At 68.7% G+C, this 16,840-nt stretch carries 13 protein-coding genes; 1 reads left to right on the top strand and 12 read right to left on the bottom strand.

Annotation, left to right across the window (positions count from 1 at the left end; translation table 11 throughout):
• The first annotated feature begins 30 nt into the window (after positions 1-30).
• Positions 31-2,799, top strand: a complete 2,769-nt coding sequence (locus FHU38_RS01280; protein WP_167175291.1) for a sensor domain-containing protein — start codon at positions 31-33, stop codon at positions 2,797-2,799.
• Between the two features lie 151 nt (positions 2,800-2,950).
• Here FHU38_RS01280 and FHU38_RS01275 read toward each other — a convergent pair whose 3' ends face one another.
• Genes FHU38_RS01275 through FHU38_RS01220 form a run of 12 tightly spaced genes read right to left on the bottom strand, consistent with a single transcriptional unit; the run spans position 2,951 to position 16,777 of the window.
• Positions 2,951-3,553: a LutC/YkgG family protein gene (locus FHU38_RS01275; RefSeq protein ID WP_167165710.1), complete on the bottom strand. Its 603-nt coding sequence runs from the start codon at positions 3,551-3,553 to the stop codon at positions 2,951-2,953.
• A complete protein-coding gene (locus FHU38_RS01270; RefSeq protein ID WP_167165708.1) occupies positions 3,546-4,970 on the bottom strand; it encodes a LutB/LldF family L-lactate oxidation iron-sulfur protein in 1,425 nt (474 codons plus the stop codon). Before FHU38_RS01270 ends, FHU38_RS01275 begins: the two co-directional genes overlap by 8 nt.
• Entirely contained in the window at positions 4,952-5,683 is a 732-nt protein-coding gene (locus FHU38_RS01265; protein WP_167165706.1) for a (Fe-S)-binding protein, read from the bottom strand. Before FHU38_RS01265 ends, FHU38_RS01270 begins: the two co-directional genes overlap by 19 nt.
• Positions 5,680-7,095, bottom strand: coding sequence for a rhamnulokinase (locus tag FHU38_RS01260; RefSeq protein ID WP_167165704.1), 1,416 nt, complete (start codon positions 7,093-7,095; stop codon positions 5,680-5,682). The genes FHU38_RS01265 and FHU38_RS01260 overlap by 4 nt, the downstream gene beginning before the upstream one ends.
• A 2-nt stretch (positions 7,096-7,097) precedes the next feature.
• The gene (locus tag FHU38_RS01255) at positions 7,098-8,504 is read right to left on the bottom strand and encodes an L-fucose/L-arabinose isomerase family protein (protein ID WP_167165702.1); all 1,407 of its coding nucleotides are present in this window, start codon (positions 8,502-8,504) and stop codon (positions 7,098-7,100) included.
• A gap of 9 nt (positions 8,505-8,513) precedes the next feature.
• Positions 8,514-10,559, bottom strand: coding sequence for a bifunctional aldolase/short-chain dehydrogenase (locus FHU38_RS01250; RefSeq protein ID WP_167165700.1), 2,046 nt, complete (start codon positions 10,557-10,559; stop codon positions 8,514-8,516).
• A gap of 2 nt (positions 10,560-10,561) precedes the next feature.
• The gene (gene rhaI, locus FHU38_RS01245) at positions 10,562-11,728 is read right to left on the bottom strand and encodes an L-rhamnose isomerase (RefSeq protein WP_167165698.1); all 1,167 of its coding nucleotides are present in this window, start codon (positions 11,726-11,728) and stop codon (positions 10,562-10,564) included.
• A 23-nt stretch (positions 11,729-11,751) separates the two neighbouring features.
• Positions 11,752-12,078, bottom strand: a complete 327-nt coding sequence (locus FHU38_RS01240) for an L-rhamnose mutarotase (protein ID WP_167165696.1) — start codon at positions 12,076-12,078, stop codon at positions 11,752-11,754.
• Positions 12,079-12,137: 59 nt separating this feature from the next.
• Positions 12,138-13,223: a rhamnose ABC transporter substrate-binding protein gene (gene rhaS / locus FHU38_RS01235; protein WP_167165694.1), complete on the bottom strand. Its 1,086-nt coding sequence runs from the start codon at positions 13,221-13,223 to the stop codon at positions 12,138-12,140.
• Complete coding sequence (locus tag FHU38_RS01230; RefSeq protein WP_167165692.1) at positions 13,220-14,269, bottom strand: ABC transporter permease; 1,050 nt, start codon at positions 14,267-14,269, stop codon at positions 13,220-13,222. The genes rhaS and FHU38_RS01230 overlap by 4 nt, the downstream gene beginning before the upstream one ends.
• Positions 14,262-15,263 carry an ABC transporter permease gene (locus FHU38_RS01225; RefSeq protein WP_167165690.1) on the bottom strand — a complete coding sequence of 334 codons (1,002 nt, stop codon included), beginning with the start codon at positions 15,261-15,263 and terminating at the stop codon, positions 14,262-14,264. The genes FHU38_RS01230 and FHU38_RS01225 overlap by 8 nt, the downstream gene beginning before the upstream one ends.
• The gene (locus FHU38_RS01220; RefSeq protein WP_390623218.1) at positions 15,260-16,777 is read right to left on the bottom strand and encodes a sugar ABC transporter ATP-binding protein; all 1,518 of its coding nucleotides are present in this window, start codon (positions 16,775-16,777) and stop codon (positions 15,260-15,262) included. The genes FHU38_RS01225 and FHU38_RS01220 overlap by 4 nt, the downstream gene beginning before the upstream one ends.
• Positions 16,778-16,840 lie beyond the last annotated feature (63 nt).

The following is a 16,840-nucleotide window of genomic DNA, read 5'->3' as shown; positions in this document are numbered from 1 at the left end:
CCTGTGTACAGACAGCGGATGGAACGAGACATGGAGGCGTGTACCCGGGGCGGAGCACCCGCCTGGACGAAGCCAAACCATGAGATCATCGCCGACCTCGCCCTGACCGCGACCGGAGCGGGGATCTGGTCGCTCGACCTCGGCACCCTGGACGTCACCTGGACCACCGGCGTGGCGGAGGCACTTGGCCTGCCCGTCGAGGACGAACACAGCATCCGCGACCGACTGCTCGAACTGCTGGAGCCGCTGACCGTGGCGGCCAGAAATTGCCCGGTGTGGCACAATTTTGATCTTGAACAGTGTCACGAGACTCCCCACGGTGACACGAGATGGACGCGATTCCTAGCCCGCGCACAGGACAACGGCGACGGCGACATCGAACGGCTGGTGGGAATCGCCACCGACGTGACTGAACGGCACGGCAACGAGCAGGCACTCGCCGACCTCGCCGATCGCTACCGGCTACTCGTGGAACTGAGCCCGGACGGCATCTGCGTCCACGAAGGTGGCCGGCTCGTCTACGTCAACCCTGCAGCGGCCAGGTTCGTCGCCGCGGAGCTGGCCGACGACCTGATCGGCAAGCCGATCACCGACTTCGTCGATCCGTTCGCCGTGCCGGACATGCTCAAGCGCATCGAGGAGCTCGAAGGTCCCGGCGCCACGACGACACCCACGGAGGTCGAACTCAAGCGGCTCGACGGCGAGACGATGCTGATCGAGTCGGTCTCGGTACGCACCACCTGGCAAGGTAGGCCCGCCTACCAGGTCATCATGCGCGACATCACGGCACAGAAGTCCGCGGAAGCCGCGTTGCACTACCAGGCAGCACTGGTCTCCCACGTCAGCGACGCGATCATCGCGACCACCGCCGAAGGCGTCGTCACCAGTTGGAACCCGGCCGCCGAGACGGTGTACGGGCACAGCTCTCGATCGGCGATCGGTAGGCCGGTCGGCGAGGTGGTGGGTTCCCGGCTCGACCCCGCCGCCGTCCTCGCCGACGGCGGCGTCGTGGAGGACACCCACCGCAGGGCTGACGGTTCGCGGCTGGCCATCCGGGTATCCGCGGCAAAGATGAACGGCGGCTACGTGCTGGTGTGCGCGGACGAGACCGCGCGAAGGCAGGCCGAGCGTCGCTACAGCACGGTGGTGGCCGCGCTGGACGAGGGCGTGGTGGTGATCGGGGCCGACGGGTTCGTCGAATCCGCCAACCCGGCGGCGGGCCGCATACTCGGTCTGCCGCTGCACGCGGTGATCGGCTGCTCTCCGACGTTGTTCCCGCTCTACGACGAGTCTGGCCAACGCATCGACCCCGCCGACTACCCCTCAGCGCTGAGCCGGCGCACCGGCGAGCCGGCCGGCACGAGAGTCGTACGGGCGCAGCGCCCGGACGGGCGATGTGTGTGGCTCTCGATGAGTTGCAGGCCGCTGGACGGCAGCCCCACCACGCCTGCCGCTGTGGTCACTTCGTTCACCGACATCACCGAGCGAAGGGCCATCGGCGAGCGGCTCGAGCACGACGCCACCCATGACCCGCTGACCGGCCTCGCCAACCGCACGCTCGTGCTGCAGCGGCTGGCTTCGGCCCTGCGGGAGGGCAGTCGTGGCGGCATGGCCTGCGTGCTGTTCATCGACCTGGACAAGTTCAAGGTCATCAACGACTCGCTCGGGCACAACATCGGTGACAAGGTGCTGCGCATCGCGGGTCAGCGGCTGCAACACTCCGTGCGCCGCTCCGATCTGGTCGGCAGGCTCGGCGGCGACGAGTTCGCCGTGGTGACCTTCGAGGTCCGCCACGACGGCGAGATCCGGTCCCTCATCGAGCACCTGCGCCGCTCGCTCACCGAACCGATCACGGTGGACGGCAGGCGGCTGCGCATCGACGCGAGCATCGGCATCGTGACAGCGGGGCCGGGTGACGGGCGCTCGGCCGAGGACCTCATCCGTGATGCCGACGTGGCCATGTACCAGGCCAAGACCAGGGGCAGGGGCCGCGACGAGTTCTTCGACGTGGAGCTGCGCGAACGAATCCAGCGCCAGTTGCGGCTGGAGCAGGACCTGCGCGAGGCCATCCGGGGTGGCCAGCTGTGGGTCGCCTACCAGCCGGTCGTGGACCTGCGCACCTACCGCACCGTTGCGGTGGAGGGACTGCTTCGCTGGGACCACCCCGTGCACGGCAGCATCTCGCCCGGCGAGTTCATCCCGCTCGCAGAGGAGAGCGACCTGATCAATCTGATCGGTGGACACATGCTGCGCACCGCTACCCGGGAACTGGCGAACCGACGCGGACCGGGAAAGATCGACACCCGGCTCACGGTGAACCTGTCTGCCCGGCAGTTGGACGACGAGAAACTGGTCGACGCCGTGGCCGAGGCGCTTCGTGCCACTGGTCTGCCGCCGGAGGAACTGTGCCTGGAGATCACCGAGAGCGCGTTGATGCGGGAACCGAAGGCGGCAGCCGAGGTACTGACCGCGCTGCGCGGGCTCGGCGTGCGGCTGGCCATCGACGACTTCGGCACCGGGTACTCCTCGCTGGCCCAGTTGTGGAAGCTGCCGCTGGACACCTTGAAGATCGACCGGTCGTTCGTCGCAGGGCTGGACGAACCTGGTGAGACCGACGCGGAGGCGATCATCAAGGGCATCGTCACGATGGCGCACGCAATGGGACTCACGGTGATCGCCGAGGGCACCGAGAACGCAAGGCAGGTGGAGATCCTGCGCGACCTCGGTTGCGACCAGGCTCAGGGTTTCCACTTCGGTCGCCCGAGCCGCGCCGCGGACCTCTTCCCCAGCGAACACTGACACCCGCGAGTCCCCCGCTCCCGTCCGCGAGTTCCGCGTTCCCGTCCGCGAGTCCCCCGCTCTCGTCCGCGAGTTCCGCGTTCCCGTCCGCGAGTTCCGCGTTCCCGTCCGGCGTCCCTTGTAGGACGGCGGTGCGAGCTGAACCTCACACTCAGCCGTCCACGATCAGCACCTCGAGCGTTCTGGGACCGTGCACACCCTCCACCCGGTCCAACTCGATGTCGCTGGTGGCCGAGGGGCCGCTGATGAAGGTCAACGGCCGTAGCGGGTCGAGTCTCGAAAGCGCTTGCGCCACGGTGACCTCGATCTGGTCGGTACGCACGACACACAGGTGGTAGTCGGGTACGAGGCTGAGCAGCCGCCTGCCCTGCGCCTGCCCCGCGTCAAGCACGATCGTGCCGGTCTCCGCGATGGCCACGGCGCATCCGGTGAGCACCCCGTCGACGCCGTCGACGACCGACAGTTCCAGGGGCGGGTCGTCGTCGACCAGCCACCGCACACCGGACACCCGCCAGTGGGCGGGCACGTCGGCGGGCACCACCATGGTCCGCACCCCACGCGCACCCAGACACTCGCCGATGAGTTCCACCGGCCCGCTGCGCACGACCGCCCGGTAGTCCGCGATCCGCTCGGCGAACAGCGCGACCGGATCGGCCACCCGCCGCTCGCGGCGATACTCCCTCGGCACCGTCACCGGCCGCGCTGCCCCCGCGGCGCGGATTCTCGCCAGGATCTCCTCCCGTGCACTACCCACGATTGCGCCTCCACCACAGCCGGAACGACTCCTTCGGCAGCGAGGGCGCGTCCCGCGTCGCTGTCCACTTCGAGCCAGGCCACGGCAGGCGGCCGATCGGCCCGGCACCGGTCAGCAGCCTGGAAAGCGAACCGGCCCGCTGCGCTGCCTCGAAGCGGCGGGGATCGGCGAACACCCACGCGGCGGCCGCCATGGCCAGCGCTTCCGGGTTGCGCCCGCCCTTGTTGCGCACCACCTTCGCCCGCAGGTGGGTCAGCGCCTGCGGGATGTTGATCCGAACCGGGCAGACCTCGTAGCACGCCCCGCACAGCGACGACGCGTACGGCAGCGAAGCGGCCTGCTCATCGGAGGGATCGTCGGCCAACTGCGGGGCGAGTATCGCGCCGATCGGACCCGGGTACACCGAGCCGTAGGCCTGCCCACCCGTGCGCTCGTAGACCGGACACACGTTCAGGCACGCCGAACACCGGATGCAGCGCAATGCCTGCCGCCCGACCTCGTCGGCGAGCGTGGCCGTGCGCCCGTTGTCCAGCAACACGAGGTGGAACCGGCTCGGCCCGTCGCCTGGCGTCACGCCCGTCCACACCGAGGTGTAGGGGTTCATCCGTTCCGCCGTCGAGGAGCGGGGGAGCAGTTGCAGGAAAACCTCCAGATCCCGCCAGCTCGGCACCAACTTCTCGATACCCATGACCGTGATCAGCGTCTGCGGCAACGTCAGGCACATCCTGCCGTTGCCCTCGGACTCCACGACCACGATCGATCCGGTGTCGGCGACCGCGAAGTTGGCCCCGGAGACGGCCACCCTGGCGGAGAGGAACTTCCGCCGCAGGTGCCTGCGCGCTGCCTCGGCGAGTTCCCTCGGGTCGTCGGAGACCGGCGCCTCGGACATCTCGCGGCGGAAGATCTCCCTGATCTCCGCGCGATTTCGGTGGATCGCGGGCACCAGGATGTGGGAGGGACGGTCACGACCGAGTTGGACGATCAACTCCGCGAGGTCGGTCTCGACGGCGCGTATCCCGCCCGCCTCGAGCGCCTCGTTCAGGCCGATTTCGGCCGTCGCCATCGACTTGACCTTCACGACCTCGTCGGCTCCGTGCTCGCGAGCGAGGTCGAGCACGATGCGGTTGGCCTCCTCGGCGTCGCGGGCCCAGTGCACCACCCCGCCCCGCGCGGTCACCGACTCCTCGAGCCGCAACAGGTAGGTGTCCAAATTGGCCAGCACGTCGTCCTTGATGGCCTCGCCCGCTCTGCGCAGTTCCTCCCAGTCGGCCAGCTCGGCGACGGCCGAAGCGCGCTTGTCCCGGATGGTGGTGGTCGCTTTGCGCAGGTTGGCCCGCAGCTGGGTGTCGGCGAGCGCGGTGTGCGCCGCCTTCGGAAACACCGGGCTACCCAGCCACGTCACGGGGTTGCGACCCACGGCTGCTCCTCCGTACTCGCCAGGATCTCGGCCAGATGTATCCCGCGCACACCGGTACGCAGCCGCGAAAGCCCGCCACTGATGTGCATGAGGCAGGAGTTGTCGCCCGCGGTCACCACCTGCGCCCCGGTGTCCTGCACGCACCGCATCTTGTCGGCCAGCATCGCCGTCGAGGTCTCCGCGTTCTTCAACGCGAACGTGCCGCCGAAACCGCAGCACTGCTCCGCCTGCGGCAACTCGACCAGTTCAAGCCCGCGCACCTGCCGCAGCAACCGCAGCGGCTTCTCGCCCACCCCGAGCATCCGCAGCGAATGACAGGTCGGGTGGTAGGTCACGCGATGCGGAAAGTAGGCACCGACGTCGGTTACCCCGAGCACGTCCACGAGGAACTCGCTGAGCTCGAAGGTGCGCTCGACAGGCACGCTCGAACCGCACAGCCCCGGGTGTGTTTCGCGGACCATTCCTGCGCACGAGCCGGAAGGCGCCACCACGTAGTCGTAGCCTTCGAACACCTCGGCGTAGCGGTGCGCCAGCGACCTGGCCTCGTCGGCGTATCCGGTGTTGAAGTGCAGTTGCCCGCAGCAGGTCTGCTCCAGCGGGAAGTCCACGGTGCAGCCGAGCCGTTCCAGCAACCGCACGACCGCCTTCGCCGTTTCCGGGTACAGCGTGTCGGTGAGGCAGGTGGCGAACAACGCGACGCGTGGGTTACTCATCGCGCCTCACCAACGCCCACCCGCCGCGCCGCCGCCAGCCACGCCGCGCGGTCGCCACTTGGCTCGTACCGAGCCAGCGGCGCGGCGGCCGGACCGGCATCGGCCAACCCGGCAGCCCTTGCCTGCACCAGCACGTTGCCAAGCGCGCTTGCCTCCACCGGCCCCGCCAGCACCGGCAAGCCGCACGCGTCGGCGGTGAGCTGGCACAGCGACTCGTTCAGCGCCCCTCCACCGACCAGGTGCACCACGCGCAGCTCGCGCCCGGCCAGCTCGGCGGCCGTACGCAGCGAGGCAGCGTGCGCGAGCGCCAGCGACTCCAGGATGGTGCGTACCACGGCCCCCGGGCTGTCCGGCACCGGCTGACCCCTCTCCTCGCACGCCCGCGCGATGCGGGCGGGCATGTCACCAGGTGTCAGGAAGACCGGGTCGTCGGGGTCGATCAGCGACGCGAACGCCGGTTGTTTCATCGCCTCGTGCAACACCTGCTCAAGCCTGACGCCCAGACCCCGTTCCCGCCACACCCGAAGCGACTCACTCAGCAGCCACAGCCCCATGGTGTTGCGCAGGAACCGCACCGTCCCGTCGATGCCCGCCTCGTTGGTGAAGTTCGCCAGCCGAGCCTGCTCCGTCAGCACGGGTGCGGGCAGCCGAAGCCCGACCAGCGACCAGGTGCCACACGAGATGTAGCCGAAGTCGTCACCGGTCGCGGGCACCGCCGCGACCGCGGAGGCCGTGTCGTGTGAGGCGACCGCCACCACCGGGGTGCCCTCCGGCGAACGCCCGATCGGCTCCCCCGGTTGCCGCAGCGGCGGCAGCAGGCTCTGCGGGATCGGGGTCCTTTCGAGCAGTTCGGTCGACCACTGCCTGGTTGTGGCGTCGAGCAGCGCGGTGGTCGACGCGTTGGTGACCTCGGCGCCTACCTCACCGGTCAGCCAGTATGCGATCAGATCGGGCAGCAGCAGCATCGTCGCGCCCTCGAGCCGCTCGGCCGGTTCGGACAGCAACTGGTAGACGGTGTTGAACGGCAGGTACTGCAGGCCGGTGATGCGGTACAGCAGCTCGTCGGACACCGACTCGCGCAGCTTGTCAGCCATGCCGTCGGTGCGAGGATCGCGGTAGCAGCGCACATCGCCGTCAAGCTTTCCGTCGGCTCCGATGAGGCCGTAGTCGACGGCCCACGAGTCGATGCCGATCGAGACCGGCTCTGCCGCCCGAGCCTGCCGCAACCCGGCGAGGATCTCGCCGTACATGGCTTCGACGTCCCAGCGCAGGCCGCCTCCGGGCCGCTGCCTCGGGCCGGTGGCGAACCGTCGTAGCTGTGTCAGCTCCACCGCTGCGGTTGCCTGCCCGACCCTGCCGAGCATTACCCGGCCGCTGGTGGCGCCAAGGTCTACGGCGACGAACGACCGCATAGCTACACCGTGACCATGGGCAGGCCCAGCAGGCTGGCGACGGCGCGTAATTCGGAGGCGCGGTGGCCGATACCGAGCGCCCAGTGGTGGGCGACCCCACTCGCCGACCACTCATCGGTCCACTCCCCCGGATCGCGGCCGAAATCGACGCGGCTCGTGGTGTTGCCGATACGCATCAACGGACCGTCCACCACCTCGCCTTCGGACACGATGAGCGAGTAGCGCCCGTGCCGGTCCTGCCCGACACCCAGCAGCGTCACCGGCCCGTGCGCGACATCGAACTCGACCGACACACCCCAGCCCCGCTTCCCGTGGTACACCCCAAGACCGCGCAGCAGCGGCCGCTTCGAGCTGATGGAAAGGTGAGCTGGGCCGTCGTGGCCCATCTCGACATGGCCACGGGCGAAGTCCAACGCCTGCAACTCGGTGAACGAGCCACCCGCGCCGAGTACATCGAAGATCAGCATGGCGATACTGGTGCGCAACTCGAATTCGCCCGCCGCCGGAACACCGCGTGCGGTGAGCAAGCTCGCGCCGAGGATCATGCCCGCGCCGAGTCGCTCGTGTATCTCGCCGCCGAGGCCACGGTGGTAATAGGCGAGGCTGTCCAGCTCGAAATCCGCGACAAGCCGGTCGAGGCCGACCGCCACCTTGGCACCCCACTCCAGGTCCGACCGGTTCACCGAGGAGTCCAGTTCGAACACCGACTCGGCCTCTGCCACCTTCGCCGCCACCTCGGCGTCGCTCACCCGCTCGACGCGTACGCGCAGGTCGTCGAACTCCAGCACCTCGATGTGCCCACCGAAGTGCGCGCTGACCATGGTCAGATCGGTCGAAACGTCGTACATCCCCGGGTACAGGTGGCCCATCAACCCGTGGCGGCCGTGCCTGAGCACCTTACGCACCGCCGCCGCACGGACCCACCGCTCGATCTTGGCCCATGCCCGCTCGTCACGCAGGTAGCCGGAGACGCTGCGAAACTCGACACCAGCCCTTTGGAAGGTGTTGGCCAGCTCCGGCAGCGGGCAGGCCCCGCAGTAGGCAAGCCACTGCCCGGTGTCCACGTTCGCGTGGTCCATCGACTCGGTGGGCTGCAGGTTGATCAGCAGCACCGGTGCCCCGCTGCGCTGGGCGACGGGCAGCAACATCGTTGCCGTCAGGTACGTGGTGAGGAACCCGACGATCAGATCGCAGCCCGCCGTGCGCAGCTTCTCAGCCGCCACGGCGCCTTCCTGCGCATCCGAGATGAAGCCGGCATCGACTATCTCGGCGTCGAAGGAAGCGATGCGCTCGCTGACGTAGGCCGCCGACCGCTGCAACGTCGGCAGCAGGTCGGGAAACTGGTCCCAGTAGGCGCCGAGCCCACCGGCCACCAGGCCGACCCTCGGTCGCCGCCTGCCGTTCGTCATCGTCACTCCCTACCTCAGGAAGGCCGCCGCCACCCCGGCGTCGACCGGGATGTGCAGCCCCGTCGTGTGCGACAGCTCGCCGCAGGTGAGCACGAACACCGCGTTCGCGACGTGCTCGGGCAGCACCTCCCTGCCCAGCAGCGTGCGTTTGGCGTAGAAGGCGCCCAGTTCCGACTCCGGCACGCCGTAAACGGCCGCACGCTGGGCACCCCAACCGGAGGCGAAGATTCCCGAACCACGCACCACACCGTCGGGGTTGACGCCGTTGACCCTGATGCCGTGCTCGCCGAGTTCGGCGGCGAGCAGCCGCACCTGGTGGGCCTGGTCGGCCTTCGTGGCGCCGTAGGCGATGTTGTTGGGTCCGGCGAACACGCCGTTCTTGCTGGCGATGTACACGATGTCGCCGCCGAGGCCCTGTTCGATCATCACGCGAGCGGCCTCTCGCGAGACCAGGAACGAGCCGCGCGCCATCACGCCGTGCTGCAGGTCCCAGTCCTTCGCGGTGGTCTCCAGCAACGGTTTGGACACCGACAGTCCGGCGTTGTTGACCACGAGGTCCACCCCACCGAAGGCCAGCGTGCAGGCCGCCATCGCCTCGCCGATCGCGGCCTCGTCGGTGACGTCGACGCCGACCGGCACCGCGAGGTCCGGGCCGCCGATCCCCTCGGCGACCTCGGCGGCCGCGGCCACGTCACGATCGGCGACGGCCACACAGGCACCCTCGGCGGCGAGCCGCCGCGCGATGGCCTTGCCGATCCCGGAGCCACCCCCGGTGACGAGCGCGACCCGCGTGGCGAGCGGCTTGGGTTTCGGCATCCGCCGCAGCTTGGCTTCCTCCAACTCCCAGTACTCGATGCGGAACTTCTCGGACTCCGGGATCGGTGCGTACGTCGACACCGACTCGGCGCCGCGCATGACATTGATGGCGTTGACGTAGAACTCGCCAGCGACCCGCGCCGTCTGCTTGTCGCGGCCGAAACTGAACATCCCGACGCCGGGAACCAGCACGATCGCCGGGTCCGCCCCGCGCATCGGCGGGGAGCCCGGCGTGGCATGCCGGTCGTAGTAGGCGGCGTAGTCCTCCCGGTAGGTGGCGTGCAGCTCGCGGACCCGCTCCACCACCCGCTCCAGCGGCGCGGTCGCGGGCAGGTCCACGACCAGCGGTGCGACCTTGGTGCGCAGGAAGTGGTCCGGGCACGACGTGCCGAGCGCGGCCAGTTCCGGGTGTTTGGTGCGGGAGAGGAACTCCAGCACCTCGCCGCTGTCGGTGAAATGGCCGAGCTGGGGTGAGTCGGTGGAAGCCAGCCCACGCAGCACGGGGAACAGCGCGGCGGCCCGCTTTCGACGCTCGCCCTCGGGCAACGGCTCGTACCCGGGCAGCACGGCACCGAACGGTTCGGGGTCGCCGTGTTCGGCCAGGTAGGCCTCCGCGGTTCGGATGATGTCCAGCGAGTTCTGTCTACACTCGTCGCTGGTCGCGCCCCACGCCGTGATGCCGTGCCCGCCCAGGACACAACCGATGGCGTGGGGATTGGCCTGTTTGATCGCGGCGATGTCCAGCCCGAGTTGGAAGCCCGGCCTTCGCCACGGGACCCACACCACGCGGTCGCCGAAGACCTCCCGCGTCAGCTCCTCACCGTCCACGGCGGTGGCGAGCGCGATGCCGGAGTCCGGATGCAGGTGGTCGACGTGTGGTGCGTCGACAAGCCCGTGCATGGCCGTGTCGATGCTGGGTGCCGCGCCGCCCTTGCCATGCAGGCAGTAGTCGAACGCGGCGACCATCTCGTCCTCGCGATCCTGTCCGGGGTAGCGATCGACGAGTGCGCGTACCCGGTCCAGCCGCAGCACCGCCAGCCCCGCTTCGGTGAGCGTGCCGAGGTCCCCGCCGGAACCCTTGACCCACATCAGCTCCACGTCGGCGCCGGTAGCGGGGTCGACGTCGGTGCCCTTCGCGGAGGCGTTCCCACCCGCGTAGTTGGTGTTTCGGCGGTCGGAGCCCAGCTCGTGCGAGCGGGCGAGGAGTTCTGCCACCGCAGGGTGCGTTGGTTCGGTCACCTTCACGCCCCCCAGCCGGCCGCGGTGCCGCCGACACGCTCGGCGCGGATCTTCTCGGCGTGACCGCTGCGGTGGTAAGCCGCGACCGGGTCGGGGTCGAGCCCCATCTCCTCCCTGAGTTCGGCCAGCAGCGGTCGCACGTCGGTGGAAAAGGCGTCGACGAGCACCGCGTTGGCGCCCAGCACATCGCCTTCCCGCTGCGCCGTCCGCAACGCGTCGGTGTCCACGAGCAGGGCCTTTGCCGTGGCCTCCTGCACGTTCAGCACCGAGCGGATCAGCGCCGGGATCTTCGGCTCGATGTTGTGGCACTGGTCGAGCATGAAAGCCACCCCCGCGCTCGCGTCGAGCCCGCCGCCGAGCACGATCTCGACCATGATGCGGAACAACTGGTAGGGGTCGGCAGCGCCGACCATCAGGTCGTCGTCGGCGTAGAAGCGGGAGTTGAAGTGAAAGCCGCCGAGCCTGCCCTTACGCAGCAGGAACGCCACGATGAACTCGATGTTCGTGCCAGGCGCGTGGTGCCCGGTGTCCACGAGGACCTGCGCCTTCGGGCCCAGTTCGAGACAGTGCGCGTAGCTGGTGCCCCAGTCGGGCACGTCGGTGGCGTAGAAGGCGGGCTCGAAGAGCTTGTATTCCAGCAGCATGCGCTGGTGCTCGCCAAGCCGTTCGTACACCGTCGCCAGCGCTTCCTCAAGCCTGGCCTGCCGGTCGGCGATGGAGTCCTGGCCCGGGTAGTTGAGCCCGTCGGCCAGCCATACCGACAACTCACGCGACCCCGTGACGTCCATGATGTCCACGCACTCCAGCAGGTGATCAACGGCTTTGCGGCGCACCGCCGGGTCGGGGTTGCACACGCTGCCGAGGCGGTAGTCGTCGTCCTGGAACACGTTCGGGTTCACCGCGCCGATGCGCACGCCCGCCTCCCGCGCGTACCTGGCGAGGTCGGCGTAGTCGGCGACCTTGTCCCACGGGATGTGCACGGCCACGCTCGGCGCTACCCCGGTGAAGCGGTGCACCGTGGCGGCATCGTCGATCTTCTCGTAGGCGTCGCGAGGGATACCCTCCTGCGCGAACACCTTGAACCGGGTGCCCGAGTTGCCGAAGGCCCACGACGGCGTCTCGATGTGCTGCGCCCGCAGTGCCGCTTTGACGGCGGTGTGGTCGGACATGTGGTCCTCTCTGTGCATTGTGGTCAGTCGAGGTGGAAAACCTCTGTCAACGGCACGATTCCCTCGTCCGGACGGCCGTCGAGCCGTTCGAAGAACGGCGCCATCTCCGCCTGCCACCTCGCGTTGACGTCCCTGGCCGCCATACCTTCGAGCGCCGCTTCGAGGTCGTGCGTCTCGAAGTAGCCGACGAGCAGCCCGTCTTCGGCGAGAAACAGCGAGTAGTTGTGCCAGCCGGTCTCGCGCAGCGCGTCGAGCATCTCGGGCCAGACCTCGGCATGCCGCCGCCGGTACTCCGCCATCCGGTCGGGCTTCACCCTGAGCAGGAAGCAGACCCGCCTCGCGCTGGGCATCACGAACCTCCCCGGCGGGTCGTGAGCGCTGCACGAGCACTCACGACCCCTTCGGTGAACTAGAAGTCGTACTGGTCGATGTTGTCCGCGTCGAACACGGTCGGCGGGCCGAGGATGATCTCCCCGTCCTTGCCGATCTCACGTTCCCCGAGCTTGCCCGCCTTCAACGTCTCGCCCTCCGCGCCGCTGATCTGTCCTGAAGCCAGCGCCGCCGCGGCATAGCCCGCGAGGTAGCCGAGTTGCTTGGGATCCCACAGTGCGAACGCCTCGACCGTGCCGTCCTTGATGAACTGCCGCATCTGGTTGGGCGTGCCCAGCCCGGTGAGCTTCACCTTGCCCTTGTACGGCGAGGAGGAGATGTAGCGCGCCGCGGCCGAGATGCCGACGGTTGTCGGCGAGACGATGCCCTTCAGGTCCGGGATCGAACGCAGCAGCGCCTGGGTCTCCTGGAACGACTTCTGGTCGTCATCGTCGCCATAAGCGATCTTGACCAGTTCGATGTCGGCGTACTCGGGCTTCTTCAGTTCGTCCTTCATGAACTTGATCCAGGTGTTCTGGTTCGTCGCGTTCGGGGTCGCGGACAGGATCGCGATCTTGCCCTTGCCACCGATCTGCTCGGAGATCAGCTGAATCTGCTTGCGGCCGATGTCCTCTGAGTTGGCCTGGTTGACGAAAACCTGGCGGGCGTCGGCCGCGGCGTCGGAGTCGTAGGTGACCACCGCGATGTCCTTGGCCATCGCGTCCTTCAGCGCGGGCGCGACGGCGTTGGGGTCGTTGGCCGCGATGACGATGGCGTCCTGGTTCTGCTGCACCAGCGTGTTGATGTATGACACCTGCGAGGACGCCGACGCGTCGGACGGTCCGACCTCCTTTCCGGTGCCCTTGAGTTCGGTGACCGCCTCGATACCGCCCTCGTCGACGATGTTCTCGTAGGGGTTGTCGATCTCCTTCGGAAGGAACGCGATCTTCAGCCCGTCCTTGATCGGGGCGTTCGGGTCGGCCGACCGCTGCGTGCCCGATCCGGTGTCGGCCTCGGACGCGGAGTCCTTCGTCGTGCCGCCGCATCCGGCGACCAGGGCGGCCACCAGGCCCGCACTGATGACGGCGAGCGCCGCGCGACTCCTTCTCCAGCGGGAGTGGATCATCTTTGGTCCTCCTCGGGGGAACCGTGTGCGGTGGAGGCCGCCACGGGGTCTGGCAGGGTCTGTTGTGGGGGTTGTTCGGTCGCCGCGGCGGCGACGGGGTGGCGCCGCCTGCGCAGCAGGCCCGCGACCACCGGCACCAGCACTGAGATGATCAGCAGCAGGCCGTTGATCACGTTCTGAATCTCGTTGGTGACGTCGTTGAGGAACAGCACGTTTCGCAGCCCGGCCATGAGCAGCAGCGCGCTGCCGACACCGACGACCGTGCCGCGCCCTCCGAAGATCGACACGCCGCCGAGCAGCACGGCGGCGACCGCGATCAGCTCCATGCCGTAGGCGTTGTCGGCCCGCGCGCTGTTGTAGCGCAGGGTGTAGACGAGCGAGGCGATGGCGCACAGCACGCCGGAGACGATGTAGAGGGTGAACTTGAGCCGATCAACCCGGATGCCGGAAAACCGCGCGGTCTGCTCGCCGAGACCGATCGCATAGAGGGAGCGGCCGATCGGCGTGTGGTGCACGACCACCGCGGCGAGTGCGGCCACGACGAGCACCAGCAACGTCGCGTAGGGCAGGAACGAGCCCGCCACCGTGTCGGTCGCGAATGGACGGTAGGAATCCGGGAAGCCGGTCACCGCGCCGTCGCCGAGCACGATGTAAGCCAGCCCGCGATACAGCCCGAGCGTGCCGATCGTGACGGCGAGCGCCGGCAGGCCGAACCTGACGATCAGCGCGGCGTTCAGCGAGCCCAGCACGGCACCCGCCAGCAGCACCAGCGGCACGATCGTCTCGAACGCCATGCCCGCGTTCCACAGCACGCCGGTCAGCGCCGAGCAGAAGCCGAGGATGGAAGCCACCGAGAGGTCGATCTGACCGGTCAGGATGATCGGCAACAACGCCAGCGCCAGCAGCGCGACCTCGGTGTAGTCCAGCAACAGGAAGCTGAGATTGTCGGCCTCGGCGAAGCCGGGCGTGCTCTGCCAGCCCCATGCGAACACGGCGACGACCAGCAGCAGCAGGATCGACTCCCAGCGCAGGATCTTTTCACGCACGGCGCACGCTCCGTTCCTTCCTCAGCCGCTCGGCGAGCCGCAGCTGCACGGCCCGGTCGAGGGAGATGGCCAGCAGCAACGCGGCACCGTCCACCGCCCGCTGCCAGAAGGCGGGCACACCCAGAATCGGAAGCGCACTCGTGATGGTGGTCAGCAGCAGGGCGCCGAGCACGGCACCGAGCACGGTGCCGCTGCCCCCGAAGATGGCGACACCGCCGACCACGACGGCCGCGACGACCGCCAGCTCCTTGCCCGTGCCGACGGAGGCGTTGATGGTGCCGAAGTAGGAGGCATGCAGCACGCCCGCCAGGCCGACCAGCGCACCGGAGACGACGAACGCGGTGAACACCCGCCGCCCCGCGGGTATGCCCGCGAGCCGAGCGGCGTCCGGATTGGACCCGATGGCGTAGAGGTCTCGGCCGGACCGCCAGTTGTGCAGCGCGTATCCGGCGATCACCAGCGCGACCAACGCGATCAGCGACAGGTGAGGGATGCCGAGTATCGATCCGCTGCCGAAGGCGAGGAAGTCCGGCGACATCTGGGCGGCGTTGATCTGGTGCACTCCCGTCGCGCTCGCCCAGCCGTAGTCGATGCCACGGAAGACGTAGAGCGTACCCAGCGTCACCACGAGCGCGGGCACCTTGGCGATAGCGACGAGCGCACCGTTGAAAGCGCCGCATGCCGCGCCGAGCGCCACCCCTGCCAGCATCACGAGGACCGTCGGCGTCTCCTGGTCGGCGATGAACAGCTGACCCGACAGGTACGCGGTCAGCCCCATCACCGACCCGACCGAGAGGTCGATGTTCCTGGTGATCACCAGCAGCGTCTGCCCGATGGCGAGCAGCGCGATGATCGAGGCGTTGAGAAAGAGGTCGTGCACACCCTGCGCGTTCAGGAACGACGGGTTGACCACGGTCGTCACCGCGACCACGGCGACCAGTGCGCCGACGATGCTCAGCTCACGCCCGGAGAGCAACGACTGCAGGCGGTTCATGCCGCCGTCCCGTTCCCGGTCGCGGCGTACATGACCGACTCTTCCGTGGCTTCCTGCCTCGAAAGTTCCGCGGTGATCCGCCCCTCGTGCATGACTAGCACCCGGTCCGCCATGCCGAGCACCTCGGGCAGTTCCGAGGAGATCAACAGCACGGCGATGCCCTGCGCGGCGAGGTCGGAAAGCAGCGCATGCACCTCGACCTTGGCGCCGATGTCGATGCCGCGCGTTGGTTCGTCGACGATGAGCACCGACGGCTCCGTCGCCAGCCACTTGCCCAGCACGACCTTCTGCTGGTTGCCCCCGGAAAGTGTCGCGGCGGGGTCGGAAAGCCTGCCGTACTTCAACGAGAGCCGCTCACCCCAGCGGGCCGCGAGCTCATGTTCGAGCGAGGGCCTTGTGACGCCCGCCGGGGACACCTGCCGCAACCGCGCGAGGCTGGTGTTGCGCTCGATCGACAGTTCCAGCACCAAGCCCTGTTCCCTGCGGTCCTCGGGCACCAGCGCGAGGCCGCGCTCGATCGCCGCACGCGGGTTACCGGGGGGCAGCGGCTCCGCGTTGACCGACACGTTCCCGCCGTCGCGTTCGTCCACCCCGAAGATCGCGCGGGCTACCTCGGAGCGGCCGGAACCGACCAGCCCCGCGAGCCCGACGATCTCGCCGCGCCGGACGGAGAAGGACACGTCCCGAAACACCCCGGCTCGGGTGAGGTTCTCGACGACGAGCACCTCTTCGCCGATCAGCGTGTCGCGCTTGGGAAAGAGTTGTTCCACCGACCGCCCCACCATCTGCCGCACCAGGGTGTCGTGGTCGATCTCGTCCATCGCCGAGGTCGCGACGAGGCAGCCGTCGCGCAGCACCGTGACCCGGTCGCAGAGCGCGTACATCTCGTCCAGCCGATGCGAGATGAAAAGCAGCGCCGCACCGCGCTCGGCGAGGCCGCGCGCCACCCGGAACAGCCGCTGCGCCTCTACCGCCGAAAGTGCCGCGGTCGGCTCGTCCATCACGATGGTGCGCGCGTCGGCCACCAGCGCCTTGGCGATCTCGAGGATCTGCTGGTCGGCGATGGAAAGGCCGCTGGTTTGCCTGGCAGGATCGATCGGGACGCCGAGCAGGTCGAACACCTCGCGTGCCCTGCGCCGCATCTCGCGGCGGTCGATGCGCCTGCCAGGACGCAGCGGTTGGCGGCCCATGAAGACGTTCTCGGCCACCGAGAGGTCGGGAAACTGGATCGGCTCCTGGTGGATCACCGCCACACCCGCCTGCTGCGCGTCGCGGGGGCCCCCGAACCGTACCGGTTCGCCGTCGAGCAGCACTTCGCCGCTGTCGGGCTGGTGTTCGCCGCCGATGATGCGGACCACTGTGGACTTGCCAGCCCCGTTCTCGCCCGCGAGCGCGTGCACCTCTCCCGCGCGCAGTGTGAGCGACACCCCGCGCAGCGCCCGAACCGCCTGGAACGACTTCGTGACGTCGGCGAGTTCGAGCAGCGGCGGGGGCGAGTGCTCCGGTGTTTCCACGGGCCACCCTCCCTCGTTGGAGATCGTGAAACGTTTCATTCACGAGTGGCGCTCAAATTAGGC

Source organism: Saccharomonospora amisosensis (assembly GCF_011761185.1).
Lineage (GTDB): Bacteria > Actinomycetota > Actinomycetes > Mycobacteriales > Pseudonocardiaceae > Saccharomonospora_A > Saccharomonospora_A amisosensis.
The sequence above is the reverse complement of the archived record's forward strand: the minus strand, read 5'-3'. Positions and strand labels throughout refer to the sequence as shown.